At 67.6% G+C, this 25725-nt stretch carries 25 protein-coding genes, 2 tRNA genes and 1 other RNA gene; 15 read left to right on the top strand and 13 right to left on the bottom strand.

What is annotated here, in order from left to right:
• The first annotated feature begins 215 nt into the window (after positions 1–215).
• The 4 genes from FGL98_RS19330 (at position 216) to FGL98_RS19315 (ending at position 5032) form a co-directional block, all read left to right on the top strand.
• Positions 216–500, top strand: coding sequence for a hypothetical protein (locus tag FGL98_RS19330; RefSeq protein WP_146319527.1), 285 nt, complete (start codon positions 216–218; stop codon positions 498–500).
• A 335-nt stretch (positions 501–835) separates the two neighbouring features.
• Complete coding sequence (locus FGL98_RS27205; protein ID WP_146319525.1) at positions 836–1195, top strand: DUF6278 family protein; 360 nt, start codon at positions 836–838, stop codon at positions 1193–1195.
• Between the two features lie 2191 nt (positions 1196–3386).
• The gene (locus FGL98_RS27200; protein ID WP_425461010.1) at positions 3387–3491 is read left to right on the top strand and encodes a hypothetical protein; all 105 of its coding nucleotides are present in this window, start codon (positions 3387–3389) and stop codon (positions 3489–3491) included.
• Positions 3449–5032 carry a transposase gene (locus FGL98_RS19315; RefSeq protein WP_146319535.1) on the top strand — a complete coding sequence of 528 codons (1584 nt, stop codon included), beginning with the start codon at positions 3449–3451 and terminating at the stop codon, positions 5030–5032. The genes FGL98_RS27200 and FGL98_RS19315 overlap by 43 nt, the downstream gene beginning before the upstream one ends.
• Positions 5033–5245: 213 nt before the next feature.
• Here FGL98_RS19315 and FGL98_RS19310 read toward each other — a convergent pair whose 3' ends face one another.
• The 6 genes from FGL98_RS19310 to FGL98_RS19285 all read right to left on the bottom strand — a co-directional run bounded on the left by FGL98_RS19310 (position 5246) and on the right by FGL98_RS19285 (position 9290).
• Positions 5246–5668, bottom strand: a complete 423-nt coding sequence (locus FGL98_RS19310) for a hypothetical protein (protein WP_146319523.1) — start codon at positions 5666–5668, stop codon at positions 5246–5248.
• Between the two features lie 105 nt (positions 5669–5773).
• The gene (locus FGL98_RS19305; protein WP_146319521.1) at positions 5774–7129 is read right to left on the bottom strand and encodes a hypothetical protein; all 1356 of its coding nucleotides are present in this window, start codon (positions 7127–7129) and stop codon (positions 5774–5776) included.
• Positions 7126–7440, bottom strand: coding sequence for a hypothetical protein (locus tag FGL98_RS19300; RefSeq protein WP_146319519.1), 315 nt, complete (start codon positions 7438–7440; stop codon positions 7126–7128). The genes FGL98_RS19305 and FGL98_RS19300 overlap by 4 nt, the downstream gene beginning before the upstream one ends.
• Before the next feature lie 18 nt (positions 7441–7458).
• The gene (locus tag FGL98_RS26810; RefSeq protein WP_146319517.1) at positions 7459–7887 is read right to left on the bottom strand and encodes a toprim domain-containing protein; all 429 of its coding nucleotides are present in this window, start codon (positions 7885–7887) and stop codon (positions 7459–7461) included.
• Positions 7888–7920: 33 nt separating this feature from the next.
• A complete protein-coding gene (locus tag FGL98_RS19290) occupies positions 7921–8679 on the bottom strand; it encodes a CHC2 zinc finger domain-containing protein (protein WP_146319515.1) in 759 nt (252 codons plus the stop codon).
• Positions 8679–9290 (bottom strand): hypothetical protein, encoded by a 612-nt coding sequence (locus tag FGL98_RS19285; protein ID WP_146319513.1) that lies wholly within the window; start codon positions 9288–9290, stop codon positions 8679–8681. Before FGL98_RS19285 ends, FGL98_RS19290 begins: the two co-directional genes overlap by 1 nt.
• 221 nt (positions 9291–9511) lie before the next feature.
• On the opposite strand from FGL98_RS19285, the gene FGL98_RS19280 reads away from it, so the two are divergent.
• Together FGL98_RS19280 and FGL98_RS19275 are read left to right on the top strand one after the other, a co-directional pair.
• Positions 9512–9727 carry a helix-turn-helix domain-containing protein gene (locus FGL98_RS19280; RefSeq protein ID WP_146319511.1) on the top strand — a complete coding sequence of 72 codons (216 nt, stop codon included), beginning with the start codon at positions 9512–9514 and terminating at the stop codon, positions 9725–9727.
• Positions 9727–10980, top strand: coding sequence for a tyrosine-type recombinase/integrase (locus FGL98_RS19275; protein ID WP_146319509.1), 1254 nt, complete (start codon positions 9727–9729; stop codon positions 10978–10980). The genes FGL98_RS19280 and FGL98_RS19275 overlap by 1 nt, the downstream gene beginning before the upstream one ends.
• 199 nt (positions 10981–11179) lie before the next feature.
• Here FGL98_RS19275 and FGL98_RS19270 read toward each other — a convergent pair.
• The 4 genes from FGL98_RS19270 to FGL98_RS19255 all read right to left on the bottom strand — a co-directional run bounded on the left by FGL98_RS19270 (position 11180) and on the right by FGL98_RS19255 (position 14210).
• Positions 11180–11269 (bottom strand) — tRNA-Ser (locus FGL98_RS19270).
• Between the two features lie 125 nt (positions 11270–11394).
• Positions 11395–12684, bottom strand: a complete 1290-nt coding sequence (locus FGL98_RS19265; RefSeq protein ID WP_146319508.1) for an alpha-hydroxy-acid oxidizing protein — start codon at positions 12682–12684, stop codon at positions 11395–11397.
• A gap of 109 nt (positions 12685–12793) precedes the next feature.
• A complete protein-coding gene (locus tag FGL98_RS19260; protein ID WP_146319506.1) occupies positions 12794–13684 on the bottom strand; it encodes a TroA family protein in 891 nt (296 codons plus the stop codon).
• 1 nt (position 13685) lies between these two features.
• Complete coding sequence (locus tag FGL98_RS19255) at positions 13686–14210, bottom strand: LytR C-terminal domain-containing protein (protein ID WP_146319504.1); 525 nt, start codon at positions 14208–14210, stop codon at positions 13686–13688.
• 175 nt (positions 14211–14385) lie between these two features.
• On the opposite strand from FGL98_RS19255, the gene FGL98_RS19250 reads away from it, so the two are divergent.
• The gene (locus FGL98_RS19250; protein ID WP_146319502.1) at positions 14386–15933 is read left to right on the top strand and encodes a helicase HerA-like domain-containing protein; all 1548 of its coding nucleotides are present in this window, start codon (positions 14386–14388) and stop codon (positions 15931–15933) included.
• Between the two features lie 24 nt (positions 15934–15957).
• On the opposite strand, the gene FGL98_RS19245 is transcribed toward FGL98_RS19250, so the two are convergent.
• Both FGL98_RS19245 and ffs read right to left on the bottom strand, forming a co-directional pair.
• The gene (locus FGL98_RS19245; RefSeq protein ID WP_146319500.1) at positions 15958–16755 is read right to left on the bottom strand and encodes a LytR C-terminal domain-containing protein; all 798 of its coding nucleotides are present in this window, start codon (positions 16753–16755) and stop codon (positions 15958–15960) included.
• A gap of 207 nt (positions 16756–16962) precedes the next feature.
• Positions 16963–17059, bottom strand: an RNA gene (ffs, locus tag FGL98_RS19240) — signal recognition particle sRNA small type.
• Between the two features lie 97 nt (positions 17060–17156).
• Here ffs and FGL98_RS19235 point away from each other — a divergent pair.
• The 5 genes from FGL98_RS19235 to FGL98_RS19215 all read left to right on the top strand — a co-directional run bounded on the left by FGL98_RS19235 (position 17157) and on the right by FGL98_RS19215 (position 21449).
• Positions 17157–17244: transfer RNA gene (locus FGL98_RS19235), tRNA-Ser, on the top strand.
• A gap of 166 nt (positions 17245–17410) precedes the next feature.
• Positions 17411–19567 (top strand): DNA polymerase III subunit gamma and tau, encoded by a 2157-nt coding sequence (locus tag FGL98_RS19230; protein WP_146319498.1) that lies wholly within the window; start codon positions 17411–17413, stop codon positions 19565–19567.
• A 3-nt stretch (positions 19568–19570) separates the two neighbouring features.
• A complete protein-coding gene (locus FGL98_RS19225; protein ID WP_146319496.1) occupies positions 19571–20239 on the top strand; it encodes a lysophospholipid acyltransferase family protein in 669 nt (222 codons plus the stop codon).
• Positions 20240–20269: 30 nt separating this feature from the next.
• Positions 20270–20869 carry a recombination mediator RecR gene (recR, locus tag FGL98_RS19220; RefSeq protein ID WP_146319494.1) on the top strand — a complete coding sequence of 200 codons (600 nt, stop codon included), beginning with the start codon at positions 20270–20272 and terminating at the stop codon, positions 20867–20869.
• Positions 20862–21449 carry a DUF5063 domain-containing protein gene (locus FGL98_RS19215; RefSeq protein ID WP_146319492.1) on the top strand — a complete coding sequence of 196 codons (588 nt, stop codon included), beginning with the start codon at positions 20862–20864 and terminating at the stop codon, positions 21447–21449. Before recR ends, FGL98_RS19215 begins: the two co-directional genes overlap by 8 nt.
• Positions 21450–21519: 70 nt before the next feature.
• Here FGL98_RS19215 and FGL98_RS19210 read toward each other — a convergent pair whose 3' ends face one another.
• Positions 21520–22134, bottom strand: coding sequence for a class I SAM-dependent methyltransferase (locus FGL98_RS19210; RefSeq protein ID WP_146319490.1), 615 nt, complete (start codon positions 22132–22134; stop codon positions 21520–21522).
• A 160-nt stretch (positions 22135–22294) separates the two neighbouring features.
• Here FGL98_RS19210 and FGL98_RS19205 point away from each other — a divergent pair, with 160 nt between their 5' ends.
• The 3 genes from FGL98_RS19205 to FGL98_RS19195 are packed head-to-tail and all read left to right on the top strand — an operon-like array spanning position 22295 to position 25693.
• The gene (locus tag FGL98_RS19205) at positions 22295–23569 is read left to right on the top strand and encodes an aspartate kinase (protein ID WP_146319488.1); all 1275 of its coding nucleotides are present in this window, start codon (positions 22295–22297) and stop codon (positions 23567–23569) included.
• Entirely contained in the window at positions 23566–24615 is a 1050-nt protein-coding gene (locus FGL98_RS19200; RefSeq protein ID WP_146319486.1) for an aspartate-semialdehyde dehydrogenase, read from the top strand. Before FGL98_RS19205 ends, FGL98_RS19200 begins: the two co-directional genes overlap by 4 nt.
• 10 nt (positions 24616–24625) lie before the next feature.
• The gene (locus tag FGL98_RS19195) at positions 24626–25693 is read left to right on the top strand and encodes an aspartate-semialdehyde dehydrogenase (RefSeq protein WP_146319484.1); all 1068 of its coding nucleotides are present in this window, start codon (positions 24626–24628) and stop codon (positions 25691–25693) included.
• The last annotated feature ends 32 nt before the right edge of the window (positions 25694–25725 follow it).

Genomic DNA, 25725 nt, shown 5'->3' with positions numbered 1-25725 from the left:
TGGAAGGTGCTCCTCGAACTGGATCAGATAGGGACTTCGCAATCACTATCTTCCCAGGTCAGGGGCACTTTTCAGCTCACGCCACGCACTCCGCGACCCTCACCCGATGAAATCCCCGGGCTAGGGGATCAGCTCGTGAGGGGTATTTGGGTTGTGGTGGCCTGTGTGGCCTCGGGCGTGCCCGTCGCGTCCATCGACATCACCGTCCCCTGCTGATGCCCACCCTTGCCCAGCTCGGCCCCAGCATCGAGGCGGCCGGAGAGTCAGCGTTCGGGCCGGTCCTGTTGATCGGGGGGCTGGCTTACGCCACCCTGATCGCCCCGGACACCGACCCACCGAGCCTGGCCCGCAGGGTTCGGGTCGAGGCCGTGGTCGCCGGACGGGCAGTGGCGTGTGAGCTTCTACAGGTCTCGGGCGGGGGAACCAACGACACCGCCGTCCTGACTCTGACGTGGAAGGACCCTGCCGGTGGCGCGGAGGGCTTCACCTGCACTTTCTGAGGTTGGCGGTGTACCCACAACGCCGGGCCGGCAAGCCCAGGTCGCACCCCAGGTCGCAAGACGTGGGGATTTCTGTGAGCAGGACTGGAAGTTTCAGATGAGCGCCAACACAGCGCGATCTGCGGCAGAATGGGATGGATCGGTCCCCGCCCCGGACGTGATGCAGCGGCATACGCTTGTTGAGGGCGCGGGGTTCGTTGTCCCGACAACGGTTCGCGTCATGTGCAGGCGGACACCGACCGAGTGTGCACGTCCGGGGAGGGTGAACCCGTGATGCAGCTCAGGACACCGGCGGCCGTCGTCGCAGTTTCCATGCTCTTGTTGCCTGTGGTGGGGTGCCCGGCAACGTCTCACAGATCCGTTGGGTCGGGCACCGCCTAAGTCGGCACCAGTGCACCCACCGCGACAGAGCTGGCCGTCGAGATCGCACCTATCTGGGGAGCGTGATCGTCGCAGCCGCGCCGGGCGCCACGTGGACGGTCTGGCCCAACGGCCACCCCGTGGTGAGCCTCGCCAGCGGGCGCGATATTGAAGTTGTGGCCGTGGCGTCCCAACGTGTTGCCTCAGGGGCACCTTCGCTCAGGGGAGTCCCCCGGTTCTGGCCGTCGGGGTTCCCCACGCCGGCTCCATCAACCGGACCTCAACCGGCATCGCGCATCAGGTCCCAGCCGCCGTGGCGCCACATCCAGGAGTAGGCGTGTCGATCCACGGGGGGCGTGCGGTACCAGAGCGCACCCACGCTGGAACCCGGTCTGGGTGGGATATGAGTCCGTGACCGTCGGGGATCCAGTTCCAGGCAGGCAGGGTCCCCGGCGGGGGAGGAAGGAACCCGGCCGGGGACCACCCGCGTGCGCTCAGTCAGGATCACCCTGTCGTCGATGGGCCGCGAGCGGTCTGGGCTGACTGAGTGGGCATTCGTTGCAGGACGGGCTTGGGCAGGTGCGGATCGGTCAAGGCGTCCCACGACGACGTGGACCCGCAGATCCACACGCGCTCCCCGTATCTAAGGTTCGGGGTCGAGGTTCTCCAAACGGTTGGCCTCGCTCGACCGCTGGGGAAGCTCATTTGCGATAGAACCACTCCTTGTGGCCGTCGAGCCACGGGGGCAGCGCCTGTTTCCCCTCCGGATGACAATCACCTCGCCAGTTGCGTTTCGCAACTGTGACCTCGAACGGTACCCGAGCAGTGTTGACAGGCGTCCTTTGGAGGGCTAAGACTCAGTTCAGGATCCGGCAAAGGGGCAGGGTTAGGATCTAGCAGAGGGATGATCCGCCAATGAAGTTGCTTCGCCTACTGATATTGCCCGCTCTTGTCGCCGGGTTGAGCCGTGCCGGGCCCGCAGGGGCGGGACTGGCTTCGGACGACGGTGGTGACCTATCCGTCCCGGACTCCTGTACGGCGACGTCGGACTTCCAGTTTGCCGAAGCTATCGACATCACCGGAAAGAGGACGACGTTACCCGAACGAGACTTGGCGGCCGCGATCGAATCTTGGCACAATGACCCCACGCGCGGGCGATCATTCCACTATCGGATCGGACAGATTGAGACACAGGTGGTTCGGCCACCCTTGGATTTTGACGCTACATCGGCCCCGGATGCTCTGGTCGATCTTTTCGGATACGAGCCTCGACCCAAAGATCCGGCCGGGGATTCGGACTGGGCTAAGTCCGTAGCTGGGATGAAACCTGCCGATCCGGGAAGCTACTGCGTTAAGGATCAGTCTTCGACCTTGCTGCCAACGCAGACCAGTTCCAATTGGGGCGGGGGTAAGAATGTAGGGGGAGCTACGACGTTCTTTAACGCTCATTTGCGCTGGACGCAGCCCTCCTACGTCGCGGCCTGCCCGAGCGCCTCTAGAAATTCGATTTGGGCAGGATTGGGCACTGGCCCTTTGGCCCAGTCAGGATCGGAGGTTTCTGGCTCCTCGATAAACGGGGCCTTCTTTTGGTGGGAGATACTGAGCAGCTTCTTTGACACACGCCAGGTGGAATATAGCGGACTCACGTTGAGCGCGGGTGACTATGTTGGGAGCACCACCCGTTGGGATTCTTCACAGCAAGGCTTTTGGTTCTACTATTACAACTTTACGGACGGAACGTCGAACAACACACTGGTGACGAACATAGGCGCCGGACCGATGGTCAACTTCTACATGGGGAGTACGGCTGACTACATCTCTGAGGCAACGAGCATGACAAGCGGCGCCTTATTCCAGTTGCGCAAGCCGACAGCGGACATATCCTTCCCGTATGCAACGGCAAATAATTTGGCCATAAGTTCGTTTGACTCGCATCGCATTAATACCTCGTCTAGCAGTGGCGGTCTCATGCAGGGCTCGTGGTTCGATGGTCACAGCGCCTGGACCGACGTGTGGTACCAATGTTCCTGACGAGGCGCCTAGTAACAGTAGGGGGGATCAGCGCTCTGTGGATGGCCACAGCGATCATGCTCGCCAGTTGTTCCAAGGAGGCGCAGACGGCGACCAGTTGCGCCGGAATTTTCGTGGTGGTTGATTCCGCGAACTCAATCACTGTGGCGTCTTGTGACGGTATTCTCGCTAGCCCACCCCCCGTGATAAAGATTGCAAAAGGCAAAAGCGCGTTGATCAGGGGTCTTGGAACGAGCGCTGACGCCGCTCAGTTTCACTCATCGGATCCCAGCATCGCGGCTCAAGATGGTCTTTCGATATCCGCGAAGAGTGTGGGAACTGCGAACTTCGACGTGGTCAAGGCCCCTCGTGCGGTGTGCTCTGACGGAAAGACCTCATGCCTACTCTTCGTTGTAGATGTAGTCGCTAATCCTTGAGCCGTAGGGCCTGTTGCTTTTTGGCCGCGTCCCGCGCCGTGCGTCGCTTCGTCGGATTGATCGTGGTTCGGGACAATTGGTGGTATGGCGAGGACGTACCGGCCGGTGGACTGTGACCAGGAGTTTCTGTTGCCACCGAGCATGCTCGACTGGCTCGGCGAGGATCATTTGCTGTGGTTCGTGATCGAGGCGGTCAACAGACTGGACACGACGGCGTTTCACCGGCTGGCCAAGCGTGGCGGGGTGGGCCGCCGCGGCTACGACCCGGACATGGTGTTGACGTTGTTCGTGTACGCGATGGCACACGGGGTGTCCTCCTCGCGACAGATGGAGCGGCTGTGTGAGACCGATGTGGCGTTTCGGGTCATCTGCGCGCAGGACACACCGGATCACACGGTGCTGGCGCGGTTTCGCAAGAGTCACCAGGACGCGTTGGCCGGGTTGTTGACCGAGTCCCTGGTGCTGGCCGCCGAGCTGGGCATGGTGTCGCTGGGGACGGTTGCCCTGGATGGCACCAAGATCGCCGGTAACGCCAGCCGGGATGCCAACCGCAGCGAGACGCGGTTACGGGAGTTGGCCGAGTCCTACTTGGGCGGTGTCGAGGCGAGCGACGAGGCCGAGGATGTGCTGTTCGGCGAGGAGGCCCGCGGGGATGAGTTGCCGGCTCAGGCTCGTGACCGCAGCGGGCGACGGCAGCGTATCGAGGCGGCGCTCGAACAGATCAGCGCACGCCGTCAGCAGGACGAGCAGGCCCAGGAGGAGCGGGCTGAGCGGGTGACCGAGTGCGAGCGGGCGGTTGCCGAGGGCCGTAAGGGGCGGGGCCGTTACCCGGCCGGCGCCGACCGAGTCGCCATGGCCAAGGCGCGCTGGGAGGGTGAGCGGGCCGCTGCGGCCGAGCGTTACCAGTCCTGGCAGTCCGCCCGCGAACGAGGCGAGCCTGGTCGGCGGGGTCGTCGCCCGGCACCGCCCGAGGAGCACTACCGCGTCCGAAACGCGTGGGCGACCTACGAGGCCGAGCGAGCCGCCGCGGCGGCGCCCCAGGCGGGCTCGCCACCCGCGAACGCAGGAAGCGCCGGGCAGCACGAGGACACCAGCGGTCGCAGCGGCCGGTTCGCCGCGAACGTGACCGACCCGGACTCGCGGCTACTGAAGACCCGTAACGGCTGGATCCAGGGCTACAACTGCCAGACCGCGGCCAGCGATGACGAGTTCATCCTCTACGCCCGCGCCACCCAGGACGCCAACGATCTCGCCCAGTTCATCCCGACCATGAACGCCGTGACCTCCACCGCGCAGATGCTGGCCACCCGCACCGGCCGCCAGGAGCTGAACCAGATCGGCACCCTGCTCGCCGATGCCGGGTACGACTTCGATGCCAATCTCGCCGCCGATGGGCCCGACCGGCTGATCGCCGACGGGAAACGCCATAAGATCGCCGCTCGAGTCGCCACCGACCCGGCCACCGGCGACCCACCCGAGAACGCCACAGCCCGGGAGAAGATGAACCACCGGCTACGCACCACCGACGGGCACGACCTGTACAAGCGGCGGTCCCCGATGATCGAAACACCCAACGCCTGGCTCAAAGATGGTCGCGGGCTACGCAGATTCGCCCGCCGCGGCCTGGACGCGGTCCAAGCCGAGCTGTGCCTGGCCTGCGCGGTCACCAACCTGCTCAAGCTCGCCACCAAGGGCGTCACCGCCACCCAGCTACAGACCGCATAGCCAGCCCCTCCGGCAGGGGCGCAGTGCAGCGCCAGCCCATACCCGGGCCCTACCAACGTCGCGACACGCGTGGCCAGACCCGCGACGCCGCTCACAGGGCCAACGTCGCTCCGCGCGCGCACGACAACTAAAGCGCAACAGCCCCCGTAGCTCCGCCTTTAATGCTATAGGGCACGTTCGTCAATCAACGCATTGGTATCCCGTGGCCGGAAACTAACCGCCTTTTATCAGTTTGGCGCGCACCTGCCCGGTGCTTGCGTCAGCCCTTGAAAAATGCCAGTCGCGTGGGTATACGTCGTCATCCGGCCTGACTCGTGCCACTCGTGAGGTCTCGACGTGCCACAGGTCGTGGTAGCTGGCGATGACCACGCCGGCCGGCATCACGGTCGCCGGAACGTTTGTCACGTAGTCCTTCAACCCGACCAGGCGCAGGGCCCGCGCTACCACCTCGACTACGGCAATTGCGCCGGCCGCGACCACCTGTCCCTCGTCGAACCGGACTCGCCAGCCATCCCGGAGCTCCTCGCCTGGACCGCCGACCGCTTCAACGGAAAGCCGGCCACCAGCACGTGCCACATATGAGCCGCCGATCCCGCCGGCGCGCTGCGGGAGCCCCATCAACGAACTAGCGCTCATCGGCATGTCCGGACGGATCACCCAGGGGGAGGGTCGAACCGTCGGCCTTTCCGATTGTCGATCGGGAGATTGGACCCCTTCAATCTATTGTCACCGCCGGCGGAGTCAGATAGCACGCGATGCGTCGCGCCGTGCGCCGATGGACTCGGGCGAGCGTGTGCGGTGAAGTTCCAAGGCGTGGTCTGCGTGGCCCACGGCTTGGACCGCTCGATACCAGGCGGTCTGCAGTTCTGGTGCGTCGCGCGGAGACACGGGCACAAAGTTGGGTGTGTGTCGCTGGAGCCGCTGCAGGGGGTCGATGTATCGCGTGCCGGGACCGAAGACCAGGCCGGACCGTAGGAGCCGGGTCGGCAGGGTGGCCGTTGCCGCGGTGAGCCGAGCGACCTCGCCGACGAGGACGTGAAGTTCTATATTGACCCGGGCCGGGTCAAGGTTCGGCGACGATGAGGCGCCCGCCCGAAGGACGTCCACCAAGGTGGTGTGCAGCGCCCTGCTGGCTGCGAGGAACTCATGGCTTGGCTGGACCAACGTGGTCAGGCCCTTCCATGCGCGCTCCGCGTCCTGCAACTCGCGGGCTGACGCGGTCAAAGCCTCGGCAAAGCCTTGCCGGAAGTCGGCTGCGTCGTTGATCGACGGCGCAGCGAGGTGTTCGAAGGCGATGAGCGCGTTGGCTCCCATGTTCGCCAGCATGCGCAGTGCGTCGGCACTCGGGACGGTGCGGTGGATCTCCCGCTGGGCGGCGGCCATCCAGTCGTCTCGGGCCGTTTCGAGCTGGGCGTTGAGTCGGGAGCCCGCGCGCCCCCCGAGCGTGACCAACCGGTGCGCGACGGCCATTCCGGGGTCCGGGCCCGCGATCCGGTCGAGGCACTTCTCGGCCCACGCCGCCAGCGCGAGCGGACGTCCGGTCTTCGTCAGGTCACCGGTGGCCAGGGCATGGCGGGCACCAACCACCCCGATGGCCAGCACCCGCCCCGCCATGGTCAGCTGGTCGGCGGGTGCGCTCGCCCATCGGTCAGGGTCGGGATCCGCGAGGAGATCCGCCGCAGTCCCGAGCGCGCAGGTGAGCCGAGCGAGCGGGTGGCCGTCGGTCGACTCGGGTAAGTCGAGATCGGGCACGGCCGGCGGGCAAGGGTCGACCGAGTTGACGACCCGGAGTCGGCGGTGGAGGACAACGGGCTGTCCCGGCTGCGGCCCGTCGTCGCGGGGGCTGGTGTTGAAGGCATCGGCCGGTGGGCGGATCGGGTCGGGGTAGCTGCTCGCGATCCTGGTCAGCAGGGCGGAGTCACGGGTGCCTTGCGGTACGCGACGGCCGTTGGGGCCCAGGAGGTTGGTCAGGGCGCGGTGGATGGTGTCGCCGAAGGCGTTCCACAGGTCCGGCGAAGTCGGGGACGGATCGCCCCGCAGGTCGGTGCACAGCGGTTGGGCGCGGTCCAGCAGTGCCCAGGGACTGGCGGTGCTCATAACAGCCCCTGATTGAGCGCGATCTGGTGCAGCTCGTGGACATGCCAGGCCAGGAGTGCGAGGTCGGCCGGGCCATCGTTTGGGTCCATGGCGTCGAGCACCTCCAGAGCTGCTCTAACGTCCTCGATGAAGGACCTCGCCGGCACCGTCGGGTCGGGTGTGGCCGGGGTCGGTGAGACGCGGCCTGCGGTGAGCCGGGTCAGCCCGGACAGCCCGTACAGGTCCGGTAGCGCGGTTGGGCCGTCGATGAGATCGGCGGCCGTCATCAGGTGCCCGGCGGCCAGGTCGAGCGGGGCAACGTCAGTCGGCATGTCGAGATCTCGTTCTCTTTAGATGATGCTCGGGGCGTATGCCGCGCGCGCGGGTTGATCGGGCAACGCTGCGGGACCGGTCGATTCGTGTCCGCGGATGAAGCTCCCGGGCCGGCCGCGGGTGACGGGGTCGAAGGCGAACAGCCCCGTGGGGCCATGGCGGGCGATCCAGTCGGCCGGGTCGACTCCGTCGGGTAGCTCGGCCACGACGCAGGGTCGGCTCGAGCGCGCCGCCTCCTGGAGCCACGTTGCGGTGGCGGCTCTTCCGGCGGGATCGCCGTCGAGGGCGATGACGAGATCGCCGGTGGCTTGTGTGAGGACGGCGCAGATTTGGTCGCGGGTGGGGTGAGCGCCCAGGGCGCTGACCGGCGCGTACCGGCCGGCGCGGTCGACGGTCGCCGCGGCGGCGGACAGGGCGAGGGCGTCGATTGGGCCTTCGACGACGATCGTGACCGGTGACGGGTGGTCGCCGGTCGGCTGTTAGAGGGCGGTTGCCTTGGCGAATGTCGGTGTCCTGGTGGGGTTTCGGTACTTCGGCGACCCGGGTGAGGTGCCGGTGTCGCGGCCGACGAACCCGGTCAGGTTCCCGGCGGTGTTGTGGATGGGCAGGATGAGGCGGTCGCGGAAGGTGTCGATCAGGTTGCCGCGCCGGGTGGGTCGAGCCAGGTCCATGGCGACCAGTTCGACTGAGGTCACGCCCTTTTCGAGCAGGTGTTGAGCCAGGGCGGTCCAGCCGTGGCCGGTGTGCCCGACCACCCGGTCCTGAACAGATCGTTCGAGACCGCCGATGTCGATGCCGCGATGGTGACGTAGCCAGGATTCGGCGAAGGCGTGGGCCACCGGGCCGGTGAAGTGCTCCCAGGCCATGCCGTTGATCTCCAAGGCCCGGGTCGCCGATGGCCCCGTGCCCGGCACGGCAGGGACCGGCCCGGGATGGGGACCATGCGCCTTCGACACCTGGTGAGCCGTCGGGTGGCGATGCTCGAGAGTGGCGATCGCCTCGAGGAAGTTGAGCCCGTACCTGAGCTTGACGAAGTCGATGACGTCGCCGTGGGCGCCGCAACCGAAGCAGTGGAACCGGTCGGGGACACCATCGACAGACAGGGAGGCGGTGCGGTCCTCGTGGAAGGGGCACCGGCCCATCCACCCCCGGCCGGACCGGTGAAGGTCCACGCCGGCGTCAGCAACGGCGATCGCGATGGGGTGGTCGCGGCGGACCTGCTCGACGTCGATGGTCATCACAGGAGCCAACTCGTGTGGATACCGCGGTCGACAGCAGGGCGCCCCAGCAGCCGGGCCTGGTCGATGAACAGGCGCCAGGCGGACTCCCCCATCCGCGGGTCGGACTCCAACGCGGCCTGACGGGCCGCATCGACCGTCGAGACACTGACCCGCTCCCCCAGGACGGTGTACTCGTCCCACCCGCGGCTGTACGCGTAGAGCAGACCTGTCGTGCCGTCGTGTGGGCGGCGGTGGGAGATGCGGATGTCGTGGTCTCTGCCCCAGTGGTCGCCGTGGTCGTGGTCGATACCGTCGACGCCCGTCGCCCGGCGCTGGAACGCCATCGGCCCGATCCACTCCAGCCCGCGTGTCCGGGTCGGGGGCATCTGGTCGACAAGGGTCTGGAGGTTGTCTCTTCCGGCGTCCAGAAGCTCGGTGATGCGGTCGGCGAGGTCAAGAGCGGCCTGACCGGGATGTCCCACGGCCATCGTCGCGGCCGCGATTGCGAACGCATCCCGAGCCCCACGCAGGGTGGCCCGGTGCGGCCCGTCGTCGCGGAGCAAGTTCTGATGGGCCACCACGGCCAAGGACAGGATCTGAGCCTGAGCGGCATACGGCGTCGAGTCCACGATGAGACCTTCCCGGGAGATGAATCGAGGTCATCTCGAACACGCCCCGAGCGGGCCACCAGTCGTCAGCGGGGCACCATCGGCCCATGGCACACGGCAGCCGGCTCCACATTCGACCGGTCGCGCTGAGGCTGCGAATGGACTCTTCGACGGCGGCGCGGCCCATGAGTGCCCCCTCGTGGTCGTAAACACAGTGACACCGCAAGAATTCAGGAGGAGTCATGACAGTCCATGCGGAGCGGGTTGTGCTGACCGTCGAGGAAGCGGCCGAGCGCCTTGGGGTCGGCCGGACACTTGTTTACGCGCTCGTGAAGAGCGGAGACATCGAGTCGATCTCGATCGGGCGGTTGCGCCGGATCCCGTGCGACGCGCTCGATGACTTCGTCGAGCGACTCAGAAGTCTCGCGCGCGATCTCCCGGAACCCAGCGATCACTAATGGCAGATCCGAAGCGGCCCAAGCAGCCGCACGGCAGGTCATCCATCTACAAGGGCGTCGATGGCTGGTGGCACGGTCGAGTCAGCATCGGGGTCCGGGACGACGGAGGCGCCGACCGGCGACACGTACGGGGTACCTCCAAGGCGGTGGTCACGTCGAAGGTCCGCGCCCTGGAAAAGCTTCGAGACGAGAAGTCTGTCCCTCTCCCGGGCTCGGCCAAGTGGACCGTCGAGGCATGGCTCATCCACTGGCTCGACAACATCGCCGCCAGCCACGTCAAGGCGACCACCTTGTCGGCATACCGAGTGGCGGTGCACCACCACCTCATCCCCGGCATCGGGAAACACAAACTCGACGCGCTCCAACCCGAACACCTGGAGTCCCTGTACCGGCGCATGTTGGCCCAGCCGACCAAGTTCGGGGAGCAGACGAAGCCCGCTACCGTCCACCAGGTCCACAGAACGATCCGAACGGCCCTCAACGAGGCTGTCAGGCGTGGCCACCTGTCCCAGAATCCGGCCACCATCGCCCGACCCCCACGGGTGGATCCACATGACGTCGAGCCGTTCGCGGTCGACGAAGTGAAGAGACTCTTTCTTACGGCGGCGAAGCGACGCAACGGAGTCCGGTGGGTGCTGGCTCTGGCCCTTGGCCTTCGCCAGGGGGAGGCTCTGGGCCTGCAATGGTCCGACGTCGACTTCCAGACCCACGTCCTGACCATCCGGAGAAGCCGCCTCCGGCCCGACTACGCACATGGTTGCGGCGGAACGTGCGGGCGCCGATACGCCGGCTACTGCCCGGCCCGGACGAAAACGAACGCCGATACCGACACCACCAAGTCCCGTGCAGGCCGCCGTCAGATCGGACTACCCGATCAGCTGGTCTGGCTTCTCGACCAACACCAAGACGCCCAAGCAGCTGAACGCAGCCACGCCGGCGCCGCATGGCACGAAGGTGGCTGGATCTTCGCGACCGAGACCGGCGAGCCGCTGAACCCCCGGACGGACTGGGCACACTGGAAGGAGCTCCTCAAGGAGGCCGACATCCGGGACAGCCGCCTTCACGACGCCAGGCACACGGCCGCTACCGTCTTGCTCCTTCTCGGCGTCAGCCAGCCCACCATCATGAGCGTCATGGGCTGGTCGAACCCGGCGATGACCCAGAGGTACGCCCACGTCATCGCACCCATCCGCCAGGACGTCGCCCGGCAGCTCGGAGGCCTGCTGTGGGGCGACCAACGAGGAGCCAATTGAGACCACTATTGAGACCACAACGGAAAACGCCGGTCCGAGCCCTGAGGCTCGGACCGGCGTTTCCACTGGTGACTGGCGGTGGCGGTGGGAACCGTCGCTCCTCGCTGCGCTCGTCACTCCTCCCAAATCCCTCATACCCAATAAATGAGTCAGGCGCGGCACCCGCTCGCTTCGCTCGGGATGCCGCGCCTGACTCATTTGGCGGTGGCGGTGGGATTTGAACCCACGGTGGAGTCTCCCCCACACACGCTTTCGAGGCGTGCTCCTTAGGCCGCTCGGACACGCCACCGCCGACGAGGTTACAGGACCGCCAAGCGCAGGCCAAACCGCGGCCACGAGCGCACAGTGGCAGACGAAGCGCGCGGGATGCCGCGCGCCTCGTCTGCCCCCTCATGGGGCGACTGCGCGCCGAAGTCAGCCGGTGGGCGCCTCGACCAGGGTGTCGCGGGTGATCTGGTCGATGGCGGTCACGCCGGCGACCGCCATCGTCAGGTCGAGCTCGGCGCGGAAGTGCTCCAGCACCTCGCGCACCCCCTGCTCACCGGCGAGGGCGAGGCCGTAGACGAACGGGCGGCCCAGGCATACGGCGTCGGCTCCGAGAGCCAGCGCCTTGAACGCATCCGACGCGCACCGCACGCCGCTGTCGAAGAGCACCGGCACCCGTCCGCCCACCTCCGCCACGATCGGCGGCAGGGCATCGAGTGAGCCGAGCGCGCCATCGAGCTGTCGGCCACCATGGTTCGACACGATGATCCCGTCGACACCGTGCTGGAGAGCGAGCGCCGCATCCTGCGCCGACTGCAGGCCCTTCACCAGGATCGGCAGCGAGGTGCGGTCGCGCAGCCACGCCAGGTCCTGCCAGGTCAGCGTGGTCCGTGAGAACACCTCCAAAAACGTGCGCACACTGGCCTTCGGCAACGGCGAGGTGAGGTTCTCCCGGAACTCGCCGGGGTGCCTACGCGCCATCGTGAACAGCGACTTGACCGCAGCCGGAGTGGGTTTCGCGGCTACGTCCGGTATCTCGCCCTGATCCAGCCGCTCCTGCACGATGCGCTGAAACTCCGGATCGGAGGTGTATTGCGCGATCCCCATCGCCCGCGCGAACGGCAGGTACGCGCGATCCAGGTCGCCGGTCCGCCACGACAGCACCATCGTGTCCAGGGTCACCACGATCGCCGAACAGCCGCACTGCTCGGCGCGATGCACGAAACTCTCGACGACCGCATCCTCATTGCTCCAGTAGAGCTGGAACCAGCGCTCGTGATCCGCGAGTTCGCCCGCTATCTGCTCCATCGGATAGGACGCCTGCGACGAGATGATCATGGGTGTGCCGGCCTGCCGCGCCGCCCGCGCGACCGCCAGGTCCGCGCCGGTGTCGGCCAGCTCGAGCACACCGATCGGGCAGGTCAGAAACGGCGACGGGTGGCGGCGACCGAACAGCTCGATGGAGGTGTCTCGGTCGCTGACATCGCGCAGCAGCCGCGGCACGATCCGCCACCGGTCGAAGGCCGCGCGATTGGCCGCCATCGTGGCACCCGAGCCGGCGCCGGTTTCGACATACGCCCGCGCATCGGCGCTCAGGTGGTCGAGCGCCTTGCGTTCCAGCACCGTCGGCGCGGTCGGGACCGCCGGTCGGATGCCGAAGATCCCGTTCTCGTAGATGCTCGACTGGATGCGGCGGCCGAAGGAGTCGGGAGTCGTCATGCGGCAACTCTAGGCCGCGCGCTGTTCGCCGAGAGGCATACCAACCCGCCGAGCGGCATACCAAAATAGTGGACCTGTGGGTGCGTAGGTATGCCTCTCGGCGTGATGGTTAGCGGATGCGGGCGGCCATTGCCGGATTCGGATCCCCGACGGCGGGGTGCAGGATGCGGGCCAGGGCCTCGACACCGTCGGCCAGCCGCGGTCCGGGGCGGGCAAAGGAGGCGTTCGCATCCACTGCCCACACCGGAACGTCAGCCGGCAGCCGGCCGGCTGCCACGAGTTCGACCCCGAGCTCTCGGGACCGGGGCAGGGTGTAACCGCACGGAGCCACCACCACGACTTCCGGTGCGGACTGCGTCACCGCCTGCCACTGGACGCGCACGGACTTGTGCCCTGCGGCGCCGAGCACACTGCGGCCACCGGCGGCCTCGACCATCTCGGGCACCCAGTGACCCGGCGCGAACGGCGGATCCGTCCACTCCAGCACCAGGCAGGCAACCCCGGGCCGGCCGGCGACCTCGTCACGCACGGCCTGCACCCGGGCGCGCAAGGATCGAGCAAGGGACTGTGCGCTCGACAGATGTCCGGTGGCCCGTCCGATCTCCTCGACCGACGCCCAGACATCCTGCAACGTATGCGGGTCGGTGGTCAGCACCTCGGCGGTGCATCCCAGGTAGTCGAGGGCGGCGCTCACCTCAGACACGTCGACCGCGCACACGGCGCACAGGTCCTGCGTCACCACCAGCGACGCGTCGAGCCCGACGAGCGCCGCCCGGTCAAGATGGTAGATGTCCTCGCCTGCCGCCAGCTTCGCCGACACCGCGGCGTCGATCTGTGCGGGGGAGAGGCCCTCCGGTAGTGCGGAGGTCGAGACGATCTGCGCGGTGCGGCGAGCCGACGGCGGCTCGTCGCACTCGAACGTCACGCCGACCACATCGGCGCCGGCGCCGACCGCGAAGAGGATCTCGGTCGCGGACGGCAGCAGGGACACGACTCGCATGTCAGCAGCCGGGGATCGTCGGCGTCGGCGTCGGCTTGGCCGTCGCCAGGTGCGGGAACGCCTTGCCGAGGGCGAGGTCCACCGACGAGTCGGTGCGTCCGTCCTCCACCATCGTCGCGCCCGGCACGAGGGGTTTGACGTATTTCTCGGCGAACGCCTTGCCGGCCGGGCCGAAGCGGATCTGGCCGACTCCGTCGAGAGATTCCTGGTAGGGGTCGTTGCTGACCACGCCGACGTTGAAGTTGCGACTCGTCATCGCATTCGCCACGTCGGTCGCCTGCCCCGTGTCGCCCGAGGCGTTGTAGACGTTCAGGACGACGGCGGCCTGCGGTGGCGGGGGAGGCGTCACCGTGCACGACGCGGGGGGAGCAGGTGGGCGGCTGCCGGGGACCCACCCGGCGAAGTAGGACACGGCATACGCAAAGCCCGCGAACACCACGATCGCGACCAACGCCGCGATCGCCGTGGCCCTCCGCCGCCGCCGCTGGCGGGCGCGATCCAGACCGTTGTCACGCGAGTAGCTCATGCCACGAGCACCCCTGTATGCAGATCAGACCCCTGTGTCGGCCCGTGGTCCGGGTAGGGCGTCCCCGTGCCCACCGCCTTGAAGATCACGGGCTGAGTGTACGTGCCCGACTTCGTTTTCCCTGAGAGGCCGAGATTGCTGCCATTCGCGTGGCGAGGTGGCTATTGTCGGCAGCGTGAGCGACTCCAAGGCAGACCCCCTCGACCAGATCAAGTCCGGCTACGAATTCACCGGCGGTGGGCTCGAGCTGGGAGCCGCAGTGACGGACGGCGCGGCGCACGCCGACGTCCCGGTGCGGCTCCCGCTCGCCATGATGAACCGGCACGGACTGGTGGCGGGTGCCACCGGCACGGGCAAGACCAAGACGCTGCAGCTCATCGCCGAACAGCTGTCGGCCAACGGGGTTCCGGTCTTCCTGGCAGATGTAAAGGGCGACGTGTCCGGCATCGCCAGTGCCGGCGCGGGCGGGGACAAGGTCACCGCACGCGCCAAAGAGGTCGGACAGGACTGGTCCGCCAAGGGATTCCCCACGGAGTTCCTCTGCCTGGGTGGGCAGGGCAAGGGTGTGCCCGTCCGCGCCACGGTCACCTCGTTCGGCCCGACGCTGCTGTCCAAGGTGCTCGGGTTGAACGCGACCCAGGAGTCCAGCCTCGGGCTGGTCTTTCACTATGCGGACTCGCACGGCCTGTCGTTGCTGGACCTGAAGGACCTGCGGGCGGTCATCCAGCACCTGACCTCCGAGGAGGGCAAGGACGATCTGAAGGCCCTCGGTGGACTGTCCAGCTCCACGGCCGGCGTGATCCTGCGCAACCTCATCGCTTTCAGCGACAACGGTGCCGAGGTCTTCTTCGGCGAGCCCGAGTTCGAGACCAAGGACCTGTTGCGGACGACCGACGACGGGCTGGGCGTCGTGACCTGCCTGGAGCTTCCGGGCGTGCAGAGCCAGCCGGCGGTGTTCTCGACCTTCCTGATGTGGCTGCTCGCCGATCTCTTCCACGACCTGCCGGAGGTCGGCGACGCCGACAAGCCGAAGCTGGTGTTCTTCTTCGACGAGGCGCACCTGCTCTTCGAGGACGCGTCGAAGGCGTTCCTGCAGGCGATCGAGCAGACGGTCAAGCTGATCCGCTCCAAGGGAGTCGGCATCTTCTTCGTCACCCAGACGCCGAAGGACGTGCCGAACGGTGTGCTCGCCCAGCTGGGCAACCGGGTGCAGCACGCTCTGCGGGCCTTCACGCCGGAGGACGCCAAGGCGCTGAAGGCGACCGTGCAGACCTTCCCGCACAGCGCCTACGACCTCGACGAGCTGCTGACCACCCTCGGGACCGGCGAGGCGGTGGTCACTGTGCTGTCCGAGACGGGCGCGCCGACCCCGGTGGCGTGGACGCGGATGCGTGCGCCGCAGTCGCTGATGGGCCCCACCCCGGAGGCCGACATGGACAAGATCATCGGTGCCTCGCCGCTGCAGCCGAAGTACGGCAAGGAGGTCGACCGGGAGTCTGCCTACGAGCTGCTCAACAAGAAGATCGAGGCGGCGCCGGCGCCGACGGCCGGTGACCCGGAACCGCCGGAGCCGGCCAAGGCGCCGGCCAAGACCAAGGACGGCGGTCGAGGCGTTGCCGCCGAGTTGGCGTCCGAGGTCATGCACTCGCCGGCGTTCAAGTCGCTGGTCCGCGCCGGAACTCGGCAGGTGACTCGCAGCCTTTTCGGAACCGCCCGGCGATAGGCGCCCGGTCCGTAGGCCGACCGCTCACTTGCACGCAGGGGCGGTTGGCTTCGGCGTGGGTTTCGGTGTGGCCTGGGCAACGGGCACCAGTGACGTGTACTTGTTGCCCAGCTCCACATCGACCACGGTCCCGGTCCGCTGGATCGGCAGCAGGCGTGCTCCCTTGAACGACAGGGCAGCCCGCCGCGCCGCCGGTTCGCCCTGCGCGCCATACATGATGACCGCGACGTCGTCCGGCCAGAACCTGCCCTGCGGCTCATTACCATAGGAGTCGACGGTGAAGCCGCGCTTTCTCATCTCGCCGGCGACCTGCGTCGCCAAGCCGGAGTGGTACGTGGTGTTGTAGACGTTGATCGTGACCTTGGAGGCCGGCGGGGGCGGCACCGGCACCAACTGGAAGTGGGTGCCGAGCACCAGGTCGACCGAGGGGTTCGTGCGGTGGTCGTTGTAGAGCGTGGCGTCCTTGACCTGTGTCGCCAGGGTCAGGGCGATCTGCTTGCCACCGTTGCCGTAGCGGATCTCCGCCGTCTTCGGGGTCGATCGCTGATCGGAGATCGGGTCGTTGCCGAGGGAGATGATCTTCAGCCCGCGCCACTTCAGCTCGGTCGAGATCTGCGACGCAAAATTGTTCCTGCCGGCCGCGTTATAGACGTTGAGATGGATCGAGGACAGCGGAATCGACATCGTCGGTCGGGGCAGCAGCGTGGGACACACCGCGCTGCTGCGCTTCGCCGGCGCATCGCCGCCACAGCCCGCGAGAGTCACCCCCAACGTGAGCGCGACGACGACGGTGAGTGCCTGTCGTCGTGCGTGTGCTGCCATCTCTCCCACTTCTGGCGCCTGCCCATGTCTCCGGGCGTATTGTGCCCCACGCCCGGTTCCTCCGTGATCACGGATGCCTCACCATAAGCGGTCTCGCTGGGTGATCCGTGCAGGTCAGGTCGGTGTCACCTGATTTTGCCCGGTTGAGATCGGATCGTGATGCTTCAGCGCCCGTGGCGGTGCCTCCCCAGCATCGACTCCCGACACAAAAGGGACCCCCCACGCACCTGGAAGAGCTCGCCTACCCTTGCTGCATTCCTGCCCTGGGGGAGTTTGGTGAGGTACCACCGCGTGGGGGATCTGGCACCACTGTAGATCACCTGGGTGGCGGTGCAGAATCCTGGTGGTGGATGGCGCCGATTGGGCAGCAGTGCCCTTGGAGCGGTAGCATCCTGCGCCGAGGAGGATTCGCATAGTGGCCTAGTGCGCACGCTTGGAAAGCGTGTTGGGTTAACGCCCTCAGGGGTTCGAATCCCCTATCCTCCGCCATGACGAAAGCGGCAGACCTCGAGCGCAGCGAGTGGGTCTGCCGCTTTCGTCATGATTGGGCAGAGCGGATTCGGCAGGAGCGACGTGATTGAGCGCGGCGGGATCTCAGCGATCTCATCTGTGGACGGCATTCGCCGTGACACCGGGCCCGACTAAGTTGGGTTCTGTGACTCCCCCGCAAGCGGGTGGTACCCCCACCGCGCTCTACCGCCGATACCGCCCGGAGACGTTCGTCGACGTCATCGGTCAGGAACACGTGACCGAGCCGTTGATGCAGGCGTTGCGCAGCGGCCGGGTGGGCCATGCCTACCTCTTCAGCGGTCCACGGGGCTGCGGCAAGACGACCAGCGCGCGCATTCTCGCGCGGTGTCTCAACTGCGCGCAGGGCCCGACCCCGGACCCCTGCGGTGAGTGCGAGTCCTGCGTTGCGCTGGCCCGCGGGGGTTCTGGCACCGTCGACGTCATCGAGATCGATGCGGCCAGTCACGGTGGTGTCGACGACGCCCGTGAGCTGCGTGAACGTGCCTCGTTCGGCCCGGCGCAGAGCCGTTACAAGATCTACATCATCGACGAGGCGCACATGGTGACCCCGCAGGGATTCAACGCCCTGCTGAAGATCGTCGAGGAGCCACCGGAGCACGTGAAGTTCATCTTCGCGACGACCGAGCCCGAGAAGGTCATCGGCACGATCCGCTCCCGCACGCACCACTACCCGTTCCGGCTCGTGCCACCGCAGCGGCTGGCCGACTACATGCAGCAGCTGTGCGATGCGGAGGGTGTCACCGTCGAGCCGGGCGTGCTGTCCTTCGTGACCCGCGCCGGCGGCGGATCCGTGCGTGACTCGCTGTCCGTGCTGGACCAGCTGATCGCCGGGTCGGCCGACGATGGACTGACGTATGCCGGGGCGGCAGCTCTGCTCGGGTTCACCGACGCCGAGCTGCTCGATGCGACGATCGACGCGGTGGCGGCCTCCGACGGCGCGGCGACCTTTCGGCAGGTCGACAAGGTGATCGAGTCCGGCCACGACCCGCGCCGCTTCGTCGAGGACCTGCTTGAACGGCTGCGCGACCTGATCATCGTCGCGGCGCTGACGGAGGGTGCCGGTCAGGTGCTGCGTGGGGTGCCGGAGGATCAGCTGGAGCGCATGCGTCAGCAGGCGGCGGCCTTCGGCCAGGGCACCTTGTCGCGTGCCGCCGACATCGTCAACACCGGTCTCACCGAGATGACCGGTGCCACCAGTCCGCGGTTGCAGCTCGAGCTGATCTGCGCCCGAGTGCTGCTGCCCGCAGCCTCCGGCGAGCAGGGGTATGCCGCGCGGCTGGACCGACTTGAACGTCGGCTCGACATCGGAGCCGGTGGTGGTTCCGCAACGGCGGTGGCACCGGCTCCACCGGCTCCGGCTCCACCGGCACAGTCGGCGCCGACCGCCGCGGCTGCTACGCCTGAGGCGCCGGTGCCGGAGGCGCCGCAGTCCGCGCCAGGTGTCAGACCCCCCGCTGACCGAGTAGCGCGGGCGGCCGAAGGCCGATCGGCGGATCGAGATCCGGCGACGGACGCACCCCCATCCGACGACGTCGGCGATCGAGGAACAGGCGACGCACCGGTTCGGCCGACTGCAACGGCCCCCGGGGGTGGCCTGGACACCGACGCGATCCGCCGGGCGTGGCCGGACGTCCTCGACCGGATCTTCCGGGCCAAGCGCGTCACCTGGGCGCTGCTGAGCCAGCACGCCCACGTCCTGGACCTCAACGGTGAGCGGCTGCTGCTGGGCACGAGCAGTCCGGGGCTCGCACAGACCTTCAGCCGCGGACAGCACCCGGACGTGGTGCGGCGTGCGTTGGTTGAGGCCGTCGGGTTGGATGTGCGGGTCGAGGCGCAGGCGGATGACAGCGCACCCACTCCCACGGTGCAGCCCGAGCAGCCCGAGCAGCCCGATGAGCATCCGGCACAGCCCGAGCAGCGCGATGAGCATCGCGCGCCGGCGCCCACTGAGGGAGCGCCCGCACCGCCTACCGAGCAGCCCGCGCCTTCGAAACCCCCGGCGGCGTCGGGCAAGGCCCGTGCGGCGGCTCGGGAGGCGGCCGCGCAGCGCCGGCAGCAGGACCATCAGGACGGCGGGTGGGGTGCCGTGAGCGCTCCGCCACCGGACTGGGCGACCTCGTCGGGATCTGCCGGAAGCGCTGACGCACCGCAGCCGTCATCGGCCCATGTGCCGACCGATGAGTCCATGGACGACGAGGACGTGGACGACCTCGGCGAGGTCGGCATCCCCGTCATCACCAGTGTGCTTGGCGGCACCATCATCGACGACCAGGTGGAGTAGCAGATGCTGTATCTGACATCACGGATGGTCGTGGCCCCGGCCCTGCGGGCGATCTGGCGGCCGAAGGTCTCCGGGCGGCACCACATTCCGCGCACCGGTGGCGTCATTCTGGCCAGCAACCATCGCTCGTTCGTCGACAGTGTGGTGATCCCGATGGTGGCGCCGAGACCGGTGTTCTTCCTCGCGAAGGCCGACTACTTCAACGGCCCCGGCCTCAAGGGCGCCCTGTCGCGCGCCTGGTTCACCTCGATGGGCATGATCCCGGTCGAGCGCGACGACTCGCGCGCCGCGGTCGACTCACTCGACACGGCCCTGGAGGTGCTGCGCCGCGGCGACGCCTTCGGGATCTACCCCGAGGGCACCCGCTCACGAGATGGCCGGCTCTACCGCGGCCGCACCGGGGCGGCATACCTGGCGCTGACCGCGGGTGTGCCCGTTGTGCCGGTCGGGCTCACGGGCACCGAGCAAGTGCAACCGGTCGGGCAGAACCGTCCGCACCTGGCGCCGGTCACCGTCCGGTTCGGCGAGCCGATCGACTTCGCCGGCAGGTATGCCGGGGTGCCCGGCGGTCGAGCGCGCCGGGAGGCCACCGACGAGATCATGTCGGCCATCGCGCGGTTGTCCGGGCAGGAAGAGGCCGGCACCTACAACGAGCGCCCGCCGTCCGCGTGATGTGGCGCGAGAGGCATAGGCTCGACTGCTGTGTATGAAGGTGTGGTCCAGGACCTGATCGATGAGCTCGGCCGGCTGCCTGGCGTCGGCCCGAAGTCGGCCCAGCGGATAGCGTTCCATCTGCTGCAGGCCGACCCCGCCGACGTGCGCCGGCTGACCGAGGTGCTCACGGTGGTTCGCGAGAAGGTGCGCTTCTGCGAGACGTGCTTCAACGTCGCCGAGGCGCAGCAGTGCCGCATCTGCCTGGACCCGCGACGGGACGTCCGGCTGCTGTGCGTCGTGGAGGAGCCGAAGGACATCGTCGCGATGGAGCGGACCCGGGAGTTCCACGGTCGCTACCACGTGCTCGGCGGTGCGATCAGTCCGATCGACGGCATCGGCCCGGACGACCTGAAGATCACCGAGCTGGTGCGCCGGCTCGGGGCGGAGCCGGTCGACGAGGTGATTCTCGCCACCAACCCCAACCTCAACGGTGAGGCCACCGCGACCTATCTGAGCCGGCTGCTGCGCTCGATGGGCATTACCGTCAGCAGACTGGCCTCGGGGCTGCCGGTCGGGGGAGACTTGGAGTACGCCGACGAGGTCACCCTCGGTCGTGCGTTCGAGGGGAGGAGGGTTGTCGATGCCTGAGTCACGGGCCACAACCACCCAGCAGGCCGAGGTGCAGCTCAAGGAACTGGTGCACGAGACGGCCAAGGATGCGCACGACTTCAGCGGCGCAATCCGCGACATGGCGACCGGGGCCACCCCCGATGCGGTGATTCCGCTGCTGCTCATCGCGGTGGCCCAGCTGTCCGTCACCGGGGCACGTCTCGGTGCGATCCAGGACGTCGTGCCGGCGGAGCGATTCGAGGCGGACAGCGGCCCGGAGACCGACCTGGACGGCCTGCGCGTCTCGCTCGCCAACGCATTCCAGGGCATTGACGACTTCACCGACCTGGTCGACCCGGTGACCTCGATGGAGATCTCCAGGGGCGCCCTGTCGGACGATCTGGCCGGAATCGTCGGCGCGTTGGAGCACGGGCTGGCGCACTACGAGCACGGGCGGCTGACCGAGGCCATGTGGTGGTGGCAGTTCAGCTATCTGTCCGAGTGGGGGGTGCGGGCCTCCGCCGTCCTGCGCGTGCTGCAGACGATCCTGGGGCACCTGCGGATGGACGCGGACGAGGAGACGGTCGCCGAGGCGGAGTTCGACGCGCTGCATCCGTAGCGGATGTCGCCCCGTCGCGGCCGACGGGAGACCCGGTCGCTCGAACCGGACGCGCCGCGATCTGGCACGCTCAGCGCTTGGTGGCGATGCCCTCGTAGAGGTAGCCGAACGCCTTCGGGCCGGCCATGTATGAGGTTTCTAAGGTGTCCAGGCGGAGCCCGGAACGCCCGATGATCTGGTCGATCGGCCTGTTCAGGTGGCACCCGCCGGCCACCCGTCGCTGGATCGGGGTGAGCCGATCCTGCCAGCGGGCCACAGCCGGGTCGGGCGAGCGTCCGTGCTCGACGAAGTGCAGCGACCCGCCAGGGCGCAGCACCCGGGCGATTTCGATCATCGCCTGATCGACCTCGGGGATGGTGCACAGGGTCCAGGTGGTCAGGGCGTGGTCGACACACGCGTCATCGAGCGGGATCGCCTGGCCATCGAGAGCAATGCTGTCGACCGGCACCGGGCTTGCCGCGATTCGCCCGGCCGCCAGTCTGCGACCGGTGCGGGAGGGATCCACGGCGAGCACTCGGGTCACCGCCGATGGGTAGTGCGGCACGTTGAGGCCCGAACCGAAGCCGACTTCGAGCACGCAACCACTCAGGCCGGACGCGACTCGTGCACGGATCACACTGAACTCGTTGTGTCGCATGGTCCGGTCGATGATGCGCGGCAGGATGCTGTCCGCGTAGATCCCCATCGCGCCAGTATGGTCGACCTGCCGGCACCCGACTTGCTCACGCGTGCGCGGATAGCACGTGCGATCCCACCGTCCGGGATGCGGGCACCCGGCACTTTGCCGGGTTACGGGATTAAACTTTGGATCTCCGTACGCATTCCTCAACCACGGAGATTGCGCTGTGAGCCTAGTTGTCCAGAAGTACGGTGGGTCCTCGCTGGCCGATGCCGACAGCATCAAGCGAGTAGCCCGCCGCATCGTCGACACCCGAAAAGCCGGCAACCAAGTGTGCGTTGTCGTGTCCGCCATGGGTGACACCACCGATGAGCTGCTCGAGTTGTCGGCCCAGGTGTCGCCCGATCCACCCGATCGCGAGCTCGACATGCTGCTGACCGCCGGTGAGCGGATGTCGATGGCGCTGCTCTCGATGGCGATCGCGGACCTCGGCGACTCGGCCAGGTCGTATACCGGGTCGCAGGCCGGTGTGATCACCGACGACGCGCACGGCCATGCGCGGATCATCGACGTCACGCCCGGCCGCATCCAAACCGCCCTGAGCGAGGGCCACATAGTGATTGTCGCCGGATTCCAGGGCGTCAGCCAGGCATCCAAGGAGATCACCACGCTGGGTCGGGGCGGCTCCGACACGACCGCCGTCGCGCTCGCCGCGGCCCTCAAGGCCGATGTCTGCGAGATCTACACGGACGTCGACGGGATCTTCACCGCCGACCCGCGCATTGTGCCCACCGCGCGCAAGGTCGACCGCATCAGCAACGAAGAGATGCAGGAGATGGCCGCGTCCGGTGCCAAGGTCCTCATGCTGCGATGTGTGGAGTACGCCCGCCGCTTCGGGGTGCCGATCCATGTGCGGTCGTCATTCAGCCATCGCGAGGGCACCTGGGTTGTCGAGAGCAACAGTGAGGAAGAGGGAGCCATGGAAGATCCGATCATCGCCGGCGTCGCCCACGATCGCAGCGAGGCCAAGATCACCGTTGTCGGCGTTGTCGACTCGCCCGGCAAGGCCGCGGAGATCTTCAAGGCCGTGGCCAGCGAGCAGATCAACATCGACATGATCGTGCAGAATGTGTCGGCGCTGGAGACCGGCACGACCGACGTGTCGTTCACGTTGCCGAAGACCGATGGTCAGCGCGCGGTGCACACGCTGCGCGCCGCCCAGGAGATGATCGGTTTCGAGTCGCTGCAGTACGACGACCAGATTGGCAAGGTCTCCCTGGTCGGCTCCGGCATGCGGAGCAATCCCGGCGTAAGTGCCACGCTCTTCCAGGCGCTGGCCGACAATGGGATCAACATCGAGATGATCTCGACCTCAGAGATTCGGGTCTCGGTCGTGACCCGTGATGACCAGCTCGACGACGCGGTGCGAGCGATTCACACGGCATTCGGCCTGGACTCGGCGGGCGGCGAGGCCGTGGTGTACGGAGGGACGGGGCGATGAGCGCGAGTGGCCTGAACATTGGCGTCGTGGGAGCGACCGGGCAGGTCGGGGGTGTGGTGCTGCGGCTGCTGGCCGAGCGCTCGTTCCCCGTCAAGGACCTTCGACTGTTCGCTTCGGCGCGCTCTGCGGGCAGGCAGGTGACCTGGCAGGACCGCGAGATCACGGTGGAGGACGCCACGCTGGCCGACCCGAGCGGCCTGGACGTCGCGATCTTCTCCGCCGGTGGCGGCACCTCGCGTGACCTGGCCCCGAAGTTCGCGGCCGCGGGTGTGACGGTGATCGACAACTCCTCTGCCTGGCGGATGGACCCCGACGTGCCGCTGGTCGTCACCGAGGTCAACCCGGGTGAGATCACCAGGGCGAGCAAGGGCATCATCGCCAACCCCAACTGCACGACGATGGCCGCCATGCCCGTGCTGAAGCCGCTGGCCGATGCCGCAGGCCTGAAGCGCCTGCAGATTTCGACCTACCAGGCCGTGTCCGGCTCCGGGCTCGCCGGCGTCGAGGAGCTGGCGAGCCAGGCCCGGCGTGGTGCCGCATCCGACAACCTCGAACAGCTGACACACGACGGCCGCGCAGTCGACCTGGGGCCGGCGAAGAAGTACGTCGCGCCGATCGCCTACAACGTGCTGGCGATGGCCGGCTCCATCGTGGACGACGGGTCGTTGGAGACCGACGAGGAGCAGAAGCTGCGCAACGAGTCGCGCAAGATCCTCGGACTTCCCGACCTGCTGGTTGCCGGCACCTGCGTGCGGGTGCCGGTCTTCACGGGCCACTCGCTGGCGATCCACGCCGAGTTCGAGCGCAGCATCACTCCGGAGGAGGCGAGCGAGATCCTGGATGGCGCCCTCGGCGTGACCCTCGCCGAGGTGCCGACGCCGTTGGCCGTCGCGGGCACCGACTCGTCGCTGGTCGGGCGCATTCGTACGGACCAGTCGGTGCCGGATGGCCGCGGCCTGGTGCTCTTCGTTTCGGGTGACAACCTGCGCAAGGGTGCGGCGCTCAACACCGTCCAGATCGCCGAGGTGATCGCGGCCAATCGCTGATTGGTCCACCATGGTTTCAACAAAGCCCACGCTCGCGCTGGTCGGTGCGACCGGTGCGGTAGGCCAGGTTCTGCTGTCGATGCTCAGCACCCGCGAGGACCTCTGGGGTGAGATCCGTCTGGTCGCCTCGGACCGGTCGGAGGGCCACGAGGTCTCGGCCAGAGGCGAGGGGCAGTACGTCCAGGAACTGTGCTCGGACGTGTTCGTGGACGTCGATGTCGCCATCCTCGCCGTGCCCGCGGAGGTGGCCGCGAAGTGGGCGCCGGTCGCAGCCGAGCACGGGGCGGTGGTGATCGATGGATCCGGCCGCGCCGCCGCGGACGGTCATGCCCCGCTGGTCGTGCCGGAGATCAACCCGAACGCGGCGCGCGGGGTGCCCACCGGCACCGTGCTGGCCAGTCCGTCCGCGCCCACCCTGATGGCCGTGAATGTGTTGGCGTCACTGCATCATCACTGGCATCTCACCGAGGTCGTCATCTCCACCTACCAGGCCGTCTCGGACGCCGGCGTCGCCGGTGTCTGGCAGCTGTATGAAGAGGTGGTCGAGCTGTCCGGCAACCGCAGCGTCGGACAGACGCCCGGTGACGTTCGTCGACTGCTGTCCGAGCTGGACGAGACCTCACCGTTTCCGGCGCCCATCGCGTTCAACGTCGTGCCCTGGGTAGGCCCCCCGTCGTCCGGGAGCCCGTGGTCGACCGCCGAGGCCACGGTGCGACGTGAGCTGCGTCGGCTGCTGAACCTGCCCTATCTGCGGGTGGCCACGACGTGCGTGCAGGTGCCGGTCATCACCACGCACTCCATGACGGTCCATGCGACCTTCGAGCAAGCCTTCACGCGCGACGATGCCGCGCAGGTGCTGACGGAGGACTCCAACTCCGTTGTCGTGCTGGACGAACCGAGGCATGCGGAGTGGCCGACACCGGCGGACACGGTCGGTGCCGATCCGACGTTCGTCGGGCGGATCCGTCAGTCGGAGGACTTCCCGAGGTCGGTCGACATGTTCATCTGCTCGGACAACCTGCGCAAGGGTTCGGGTCTGAATCTCCTACAGATTGCCGAGTTGGCCATCCAGGACTGATCGGCGACGGTCTGGCGCCGATGGTGCCCGGG

The organism is Leekyejoonella antrihumi (assembly GCF_007845645.1).
GTDB classification, from domain to species: domain Bacteria; phylum Actinomycetota; class Actinomycetes; order Actinomycetales; family Dermatophilaceae; genus Leekyejoonella; species Leekyejoonella antrihumi.
Note: the sequence above shows the minus strand (reverse complement) of the source record. Positions and strands in the feature narration are given on the sequence as shown.